Here is a 7,941-nt window from a genome sequence, read left to right as displayed (position 1 = left end):
CCCGCGATGGCATCAGTACAAACACCCCAATATCAGGCTCAGGCCACCCGCTGCCCCTTGGCCACGGCCTGGGACGCCGCCAGCATCGCCCGCAGCAACACCGCGCAGCCGGCGGCGAGGTCGTCGGGGTCGGCGTTTTCGATTTCGTTGTGGCTGATGCCGCCTTCGCAAGGCACGAAGATCATCCCCGCCGGCGCCAGTTCGGCGACGAAGATCGCGTCGTGCCCGGCGCCGCTGACGATGTCCATATGGGACAGGCCCAGCCCCTGCGCCGCCTCGCGCACCGCGTCGACACAGATCTTGTCGAAATACAGCGGCGGAAAGTCCGCGGTCGGCTGCATCTCAAAGGTCAGGTCATGTTCGTCGCAGGTGCTGTCGATCACCTGGCGCACCTCGGCGATCATCGAGTCCAGGCGGGCCGGTTCCAGGTGCCGGAAGTCCAGGGTCATGCGTACTTCCCCGGGGATCACGTTGCGCGAACCGGGATAGGCCTGCAGGCAGCCCACGGTGCCGCAGGCATGGGGCTGATGGCCGAGGGCGGCGCGGTTGACCGCGGCCACCACCGCCGCCGCGCCGACCAGGGCGTCCTTGCGCAGGTGCATCGGGGTCGGGCCGGCGTGGGCCTCGACGCCGCGCAACTTCAGGTCGAACCATTTCTGGCCGAGGGCGCCGAGTACCACGCCTATGGTTTTCTTCTCGTCCTCGAGGATCGGCCCCTGCTCGATATGGGCTTCGAAGTAGGCCCCCACTTTGTGCCCGCTGACCTGGCGGCTGCCGGCATAACCGATGGCGTTCAGCGCATCGCCGACGCTCACGCCCTCGGCGTCGGTCTTGGCCAGGGTTTCTTCGAGGGTGAACTTCTCGGCGAACACCCCGGAGCCCATCATGCACGGCGGGAAGCGCGAACCTTCTTCGTTGGTCCACACCACCACTTCCAGCGGCGCCTCGGTTTCCACCCCGAGGTCGTTGAGGGTGCGCAGCACTTCGAGCCCGGCCAGCACGCCGAAGCAGCCATCGAACTTGCCGCCAGTGGGCTGGGTGTCGATATGGCTGCCGGTCATCACCGGCGGCAGCTGCGGGTTACGCCCGGGGCGGCGGGCGAAGATATTGCCGATGCCATCCACCGTGACCGTGCACCCCGCTGCCTCGCACCACTGCACAAACAAGTCGCGGGCCTGGCGGTCGAGGTCGGTCAGGGCCAGGCGACAGACCCCGCCCTTGACCGTGGCCCCGAGCCTCGCCAGTTCCATGAGCGACTGCCACAGGCGGTCGCGGTTGATATGCCGGTGGCTGGACTGCAGAACGTCGACGGCAGCGTTCATGGTGATCTCCTCAGGCTTTTCTGGTTGTGGTTGACGAGGGGTCCTTTGAGGGTGCACTCGTCTGGAGCGATGCAGTGTTCGATAGATCCCATCGCGGGCAAGCCTCGCTCCTACAGANTGTAGGAGCGAGGCTTGCCCGCGATGCTTATGCGCTTTACACCGGTGTCTTGGCAGTCGCGGTTTGCGGGCTGCCCAGGCTGCACAGCCCGTAGTAAATGATCCCGCCCAGCGCCGAGCCGGTGAACCAGCCATAGCTGTAGAACCAGCTGAACGCATCGCTGCCCAGGGACAGCAGGGTCAGCGCCACCGGCACGCCAAAGGCGATAAAGCCATGCCAGTTCCACGCCGGGTAGACGTCGTCGCGGTAGAGCCCGGCCAGGTCCAGTTGCTGTTTGCGGATGATGAAATAGTCCACCACCATGATCCCGGCGATGGGCCCCAGCAGGCTGGAGTAACCCAGCAGCCAGTTGGAATACACCGTCTCCAGGCTCACGTCCGAGACCAGCAGGCCGAGTTTTTTCAGCAGTTCGTGGCCCATCAGCAGCAGCCCCACTAGCCCGGTGAGGATCACCGCCTTGGTGCGGCCGATCAGCTTGGGCGCGATGTTCTGGAAGTCGTTGGTCGGCGAGACGATGTTCGCCGCGGTGTTGGTCGACAGCGTGGCAATGATGATCAGCGCCATGGCCAGGGCCACCCAGCCGGGGCTCTGGATATGGCCGATCAGGCTCACCGGATCGGAGACGGTGACGCCCACCAGTTTCACCGAGGCGGCGGTCATCACCACTCCCAGGGCAGCGAACAGGAACATGGTCAGCGGCAGGCCGAAAATCTGTCCGAGGATCTGGTCCTTCTGGCTCTTCGCGTAGCGGCTGAAGTCCGGGATATTCAGCGACAGGGTGGCCCAGAACCCAACCATCGCCGTGAGCCCGGCGAAGAAGTAGCTGTAGACGCTGGCGCCTTCCGGACGCTTGGGCGGGATCGCCAGCAACTCGCTCAGGGACACATTGGGCAAGGCCCACACCAAGAGCCCGATGCCCACCGCCACCAGCAGCGGCGCCGACAGGGTTTCCAGCCACTTGATCGACTCGGCGCCGCGCAGCACCACCCACAGGTTGAGGGTCCAGAAGATCATGAAGCCGATCACCTCGCCGGTGCCGCCCAGGGCCTTCCAGCCCTCGAAGATCGAGCCGAGGAACAGGTGGATCGCCAGGCCGCCAAACATCGTCTGGATGCCGAACCAGCCGCAGGCCACCAGGGCGCGGATCAGGCACGGCACGTTGGAACCGATGACGCCGAAGGACGCACGCAGCAGCACCGGGAACGGAATACCGTACTTGGTGCCGGCGAAGGCGTTGAGGGTCAGGGGGATCAGCACCACGATATTGGCCAGCAGGATCGCCAACAGCGCCTCACCCACGGTCAGGCCGAAATAGGCGGTGAGCACGCCGCCCAGGGTGTAGGTCGGCACGCAGATCGACATGCCGACCCACAGCGCGGTGATGTGCCATTTGTTCCAGGTGCGTTCGTGGACTTTGGTCGGGGCGATATCGTGGTTGTAACGGGGGCTGTCGAGCACGTCGCTGCCGGCGTCCAGCTCGTACAGGCCGGCACGCTCGGTCACTTGAGATCTGTTCTGTTGCATGGCCGCTCCACTTTTTTCTGATTATTTTTGCTCATCAGGCGGGCCGGCAGACGTGCTGCCAGCCCGGCGATGGCCGGAGAACTGACGACTTTTACCGACCGGCCATCCTGGCGACGGCGGCACTCAATAAGCGTGCCGGCTTGTCCATCGACGGAGCTCCACAGTCGGTAAAATCCATGTAAACAACTGATGTTTCTTCAGTTTTATTCTGAACTACTTCCTGCCCTGGATAACTTGTCGGTTCACTCAGGCCGAATGCCGGGCAAGTTGTCCATCAGGTCAGGACTCAATCTGGTGCACGCAAACTTTTTTCAAACTTTTGTATGGGCCACAGGCCTCCTTCAAGCGGCTGATTTCACATAGGAAATCTTGCTCATATTTCGATCCTGTCAAGTGCGTCAAAATGGTGAAAGGCTGCACCATTTTGCGGATTTAAGAATTAAAACCTTATATTTCAATAACTTAATATAGATATATGCTTATAAAAAATAATCTTGCCGATTGATTGAACACCAGCTAGTTTTTATTCCTGACACTGCTGACAGGAATAAAAATTCCGCAGCCTGTTTATTACAAGAACACTAGAACCGGCATAAGCCGGTCATGCCTGCGAGGAACTCGGAATGTCTCTGTTGATCCGTGGCGCCACCCTTATTACCCATGATGAAAGTTATAAAGCCGATGTGTTGTGCGCCGACGGCGTAATCAAGGCTATCGGCCAGAATCTGGACAACAATTTGGATAACCCTGCAGGCTGCGAAGTGCTCGATGGCAGTGGCCAATACCTGATGCCTGGTGGTATCGATCCCCACACCCACATGCAACTGCCCTTCATGGGCACCGTGGCCAGCGAAGACTTCTTCAGCGGCACCGCGGCGGGCCTGGCGGGCGGCACCACCTCGATCATCGACTTCGTGATTCCCAACCCGCAGCAGTCCCTGCTGGAGGCCTTTCACCAGTGGCGCGGCTGGGCCGAGAAGTCGGCGTCGGACTACGGCTTCCACGTCGCCATCACCTGGTGGAGCGAGCAGGTGCGCGAGGAAATGGCCGAGCTGGTGAGCCAGCACGGGGTCAACAGCTTCAAGCATTTCATGGCCTACAAGAACGCGATCATGGCCGCCGACGACACCCTGGTGGCGAGCTTCGAGCGCTGCCTGGAACTCGGCGCCGTGCCAACCGTGCACGCGGAGAACGGCGAGCTGGTCTACCACCTGCAACGCAAGTTGCTGGCCCAGGGCATCACCGGCCCGGAAGCCCACCCGCTGTCGCGCCCTTCCCAGGTCGAAGGCGAAGCCGCCAGCCGCGCCATCCGCATTGCCGAAACCCTCGGCACGCCGCTGTACCTGGTGCATGTCTCGACCAAAGAGGCGCTGGACGAAATCACCTACGCCCGCGGCAAGGGCCAGCCGGTGTACGGCGAAGTGCTGGCCGGGCACCTGCTGCTGGACGACAGCGTGTACCGCCACCCGGACTGGCAGACCGCCGCCGGCTACGTGATGAGCCCGCCCTTCCGCCCTCGCGGCCACCAGGACGCGCTGTGGCATGGCCTGCAATCGGGCAACCTGCACACCACCGCCACCGACCACTGCTGCTTCTGCGCCGAGCAGAAAGCCGCCGGCCGCGACGATTTCAGCAAGATCCCCAACGGCACCGCCGGCATCGAAGACCGCATGGCCGTGCTCTGGGACGAAGGGGTGAACAGCGGACGCCTGTCGATGCAGGACTTCGTCGCCCTGACCTCCACCAACGCGGCGAAGATCTTCAACCTCTACCCGCGCAAGGGCGCGATCCGCGTCGGCGCCGATGCCGACCTGGTGCTCTGGGACCCGCAAGGCACGCGGACCATCTCGGCCAAGACCCACCACCAGCAGGTGGACTTCAACATCTTCGAAGGCAAGACCGTGCGCGGCGTGCCCAGCCACACCATCAGCCAGGGCAAGCTGGTCTGGGCCAACGGCGACCTGCGCGCCGAACGCGGCGCGGGTCGTTATGTCGAGCGCCCGGCCTATCCGGCGGTGTTCGACCTGCTGAGCAAGCGCGCCGAGTTGCATAAGCCGACGGCCGTCAAACGCTGAGCCAAGCCCATAAACCGGATACCTGTAGCCGCTGCCGCAGGCTGCGATAAGGCCGAAGGCCTTCAGCGATCTCAAGATCCTGCGCCTGCTGCGCAGTCGATCGCAGCCTCGCTGCGCTCGGCAGCGGCTACAGGACGCGTTGCAGCGAATCCAGCGGGGTATACGCCCCGTTCGTGAAAACAATGCCCGTCAGAGGCAATCGACAAAAAACCCTGAGGCCAGAACCGTGATCAAGACCCTGAACCACTTGCCCCATCCCCAGGAGGATGGCGCCACCCTCGCCGGCCATTTCAGCGACCTGGCGCCGCCGCTCAACGACCGCCAGGCGCACCTGGAAGCCTCGCGCTGCCTGTATTGCTACGACGCGCCGTGCGTCAACGCCTGCCCCAGCGAGATCGACATCCCCTCGTTCATCCGCCATATCCACACCGACAACGTGCAGGGCGCGGCGCAGAAGATTCTCTCGGCCAATATCCTCGGCGGCAGCTGCGCCCGGGTGTGCCCGACGGAGATCCTGTGCCAGCAGGCCTGCGTGCGCAACAACGCCCAGGAATGCGCGCCGGTGCTGATCGGCCTGCTGCAGCGTTATGCGGTGGACAACGCGCACTTCAGCCAGCACCCCTTCCAGCGCGCCGCCGCCACCGGCAAGCGCATCGCCGTGGTCGGCGCCGGGCCGGCGGGCTTGTCCTGCGCCCATCGCTGCGCCATGCATGGCCATGAGGTGGTGATTTTCGAGGCACGGGAAAAAGCCGGCGGCCTCAACGAATACGGGATCGCCAAGTACAAGCTGGTGGACGACTTCGCGCAGAAAGAACTGGATTTTCTGTTGCAGATCGGCGGCATCGAGATCCGCCACGGGCAGAAACTCGGCGACAACCTGAGCCTCACCGAATTGCACCAGCAGTTCGACGCGGTGTTCCTCGGCCTCGGCCTGGCCGCCAGCAAACAGCTGGGCCTGTCCCATGAAGACGCCCCCGGCCTGCTGGCCGCCACCGACTACATCCGCGAACTGCGCCAGGCCGACGACCTCACCCGACTGCCCCTGGCCGACCACTGCATCGTCCTCGGTGCCGGCAACACCGCGATCGACATGGCGGTGCAGATGGCCCGCCTCGGCGCCCGCGATGTCAACCTGGTGTACCGCCGCGGCGTCGAGGACATGGGCGCGACTAAACATGAACAAGACATCGCCAAGACCAATCAGGTACGCCTGCTGACCTGGGCCGCGCCCGAGGAAGTGCTGCTGGACGCCCAGGGCCGGGTGCGCGGCATGCGCTTCGCCCGCACCCGCCTGGTGGAGGGCCGGCTGCAAACCACCGGGGAAACCTTCGAGCTGGCCGCCGACGCAATCTTCAAGGCCATCGGCCAGGCGTTCGACGGCGCCGCGCTGGGCGACCCGCTGGCCCGCGAACTCAAGCGCGCCGGCGAGCGCATCGAGGTCGACGAGCAACTGCGCACCAGTATCCCCGGGGTGTATGCCGGCGGCGACTGCGTCAGCCTCGGCCAGGACCTCACCGTCCAGGCGGTGCAACACGGCAAGCGGGCCGCCGAAGCCATGCATGCCCAACTCATGCTCAACGTGGAGGCTGCGTAAATGGCCGATCTCTCGATTGTGTTCGCCGGTATCAAGGCCCCCAACCCGTTCTGGCTGGCCTCCGCGCCGCCCACCGACAAGGCCTACAACGTGGTCCGCGCCTTCGAGGCCGGCTGGGGCGGCGTGGTCTGGAAAACCCTGGGCGAGGACCCGGCGGCGGTCAACGTGTCGTCACGCTACTCGGCGCATTTCGGCGCCAACCGCGAAGTGCTGGGCATCAACAATATCGAACTGATCACCGACCGTTCCCTGGAGATCAACCTCAGGGAAATCACCCAGGTCAAGAAGGACTGGCCGGACCGCGCGCTGATCGTGTCGCTGATGGTGCCCTGCGTCGAGGAGTCGTGGAAAAACATCCTGCCCCTGGTGGAAGCCACCGGCGCCGACGGCATCGAACTGAACTTCGGCTGCCCCCACGGCATGCCGGAACGCGGCATGGGTGCGGCGGTCGGCCAGGTGCCGGAGTACGTGGAACAGGTCACCCGCTGGTGCAAGACCTATTGCTCGCTGCCGGTGATCGTCAAGCTGACGCCGAACATCACCGATATCCGCATGGCCGCCCGCGCGGCCCATCGCGGCGCCGCCGACGCGGTGTCGCTGATCAACACTATCAACTCGATCACCAGCGTCGATCTGGAGCGCATGGTGGCCAACCCCATGGTCGGCAGCCAGAGCACCCACGGCGGCTACTGCGGCTCGGCGGTCAAGCCGATCGCCTTGAACATGGTCGCCGAGATCGCCCGCGATCCGCAGACCCAGGGCCTGCCGATCTGCGGTATCGGCGGTATCGGCAACTGGCGCGACGCCGCGGAATTCGTCGCCCTGGGCTGCGGTGCGGTGCAGGTGTGCACAGCGGCGATGCTCCATGGTTTCCGTATCGTCGAGGAGATGAAGGACGGCCTGTCGCGATGGATGGACAGCCAGGGCTACGGCAGCCTGCAGCAGTTTTCCGGCAAGGCCGTGGGCAACACCACCGACTGGAAGTACCTGGATATCAACTATCAGGTGATCGCCAAGATCGACCAGCAAGCCTGCATCGGCTGCGGCCGCTGCCATATCGCCTGCGAAGACACCTCGCACCAGGCCATCGCCAGCCTCAGGCAGGCCGACGGTACACATAAATATGAGGTGATCGACGCCGAATGCGTGGGCTGCAACCTGTGCCAGATCACCTGCCCGGTGCAGGACTGCATCGAGATGGTGCCCCAGGACACCGGCAAGCCGTTCCTCGACTGGCAGCATGATCCGCGTAATCCGTATCGCGAGGCGGTTTAAGCCCGGCGCGGACCGCACCGACGCTATCGCGGG

The 7,941-nt window shown here is 64.0% G+C and carries 5 protein-coding genes; 3 read left to right on the top strand and 2 right to left on the bottom strand.

From position 1 onward, the window contains the following. Nucleotides 1–38 precede the first annotated feature (38 nt). Together ACTJKT_RS18890 and ACTJKT_RS18885 are read right to left on the bottom strand one after the other, a co-directional pair. Nucleotides 39–1,322, bottom strand: coding sequence for a Zn-dependent hydrolase (locus ACTJKT_RS18890; RefSeq protein ID WP_440788138.1), 1,284 nt, complete (start codon nucleotides 1,320–1,322; stop codon nucleotides 39–41). A gap of 154 nt (nucleotides 1,323–1,476) precedes the next feature. Beyond that, nucleotides 1,477–2,964, bottom strand: a complete 1,488-nt coding sequence (locus ACTJKT_RS18885; RefSeq protein WP_440788137.1) for an NCS1 family nucleobase:cation symporter-1 — start codon at nucleotides 2,962–2,964, stop codon at nucleotides 1,477–1,479. A gap of 623 nt (nucleotides 2,965–3,587) precedes the next feature. On the opposite strand from ACTJKT_RS18885, the gene hydA reads away from it, so the two are divergent. The 3 genes from hydA (at nucleotide 3,588) to preA (ending at nucleotide 7,908) form a co-directional block, all read left to right on the top strand. After that, on the top strand, nucleotides 3,588–5,039 hold the full coding sequence (hydA, locus tag ACTJKT_RS18880; RefSeq protein ID WP_440788136.1) for a dihydropyrimidinase: 1,452 nt from the start codon (nucleotides 3,588–3,590) through the stop codon (nucleotides 5,037–5,039). A 226-nt stretch (nucleotides 5,040–5,265) separates the two neighbouring features. Then, nucleotides 5,266–6,633 carry an NAD(P)-dependent oxidoreductase gene (locus tag ACTJKT_RS18875; protein WP_440788135.1) on the top strand — a complete coding sequence of 456 codons (1,368 nt, stop codon included), beginning with the start codon at nucleotides 5,266–5,268 and terminating at the stop codon, nucleotides 6,631–6,633. Further along, the gene (gene preA, locus ACTJKT_RS18870; RefSeq protein ID WP_440788134.1) at nucleotides 6,634–7,908 is read left to right on the top strand and encodes an NAD-dependent dihydropyrimidine dehydrogenase subunit PreA; all 1,275 of its coding nucleotides are present in this window, start codon (nucleotides 6,634–6,636) and stop codon (nucleotides 7,906–7,908) included. It abuts the gene before it with no gap. Nucleotides 7,909–7,941: the final 33 nt, after the last annotated feature.

The organism is Pseudomonas sp. 22526 (genome assembly GCF_052044735.1).
Classification (GTDB): Bacteria; Pseudomonadota; Gammaproteobacteria; order Pseudomonadales; family Pseudomonadaceae; genus Aquipseudomonas; species Aquipseudomonas piscium.
This window is presented reverse-complemented; position numbering and strand designations above follow the sequence as displayed.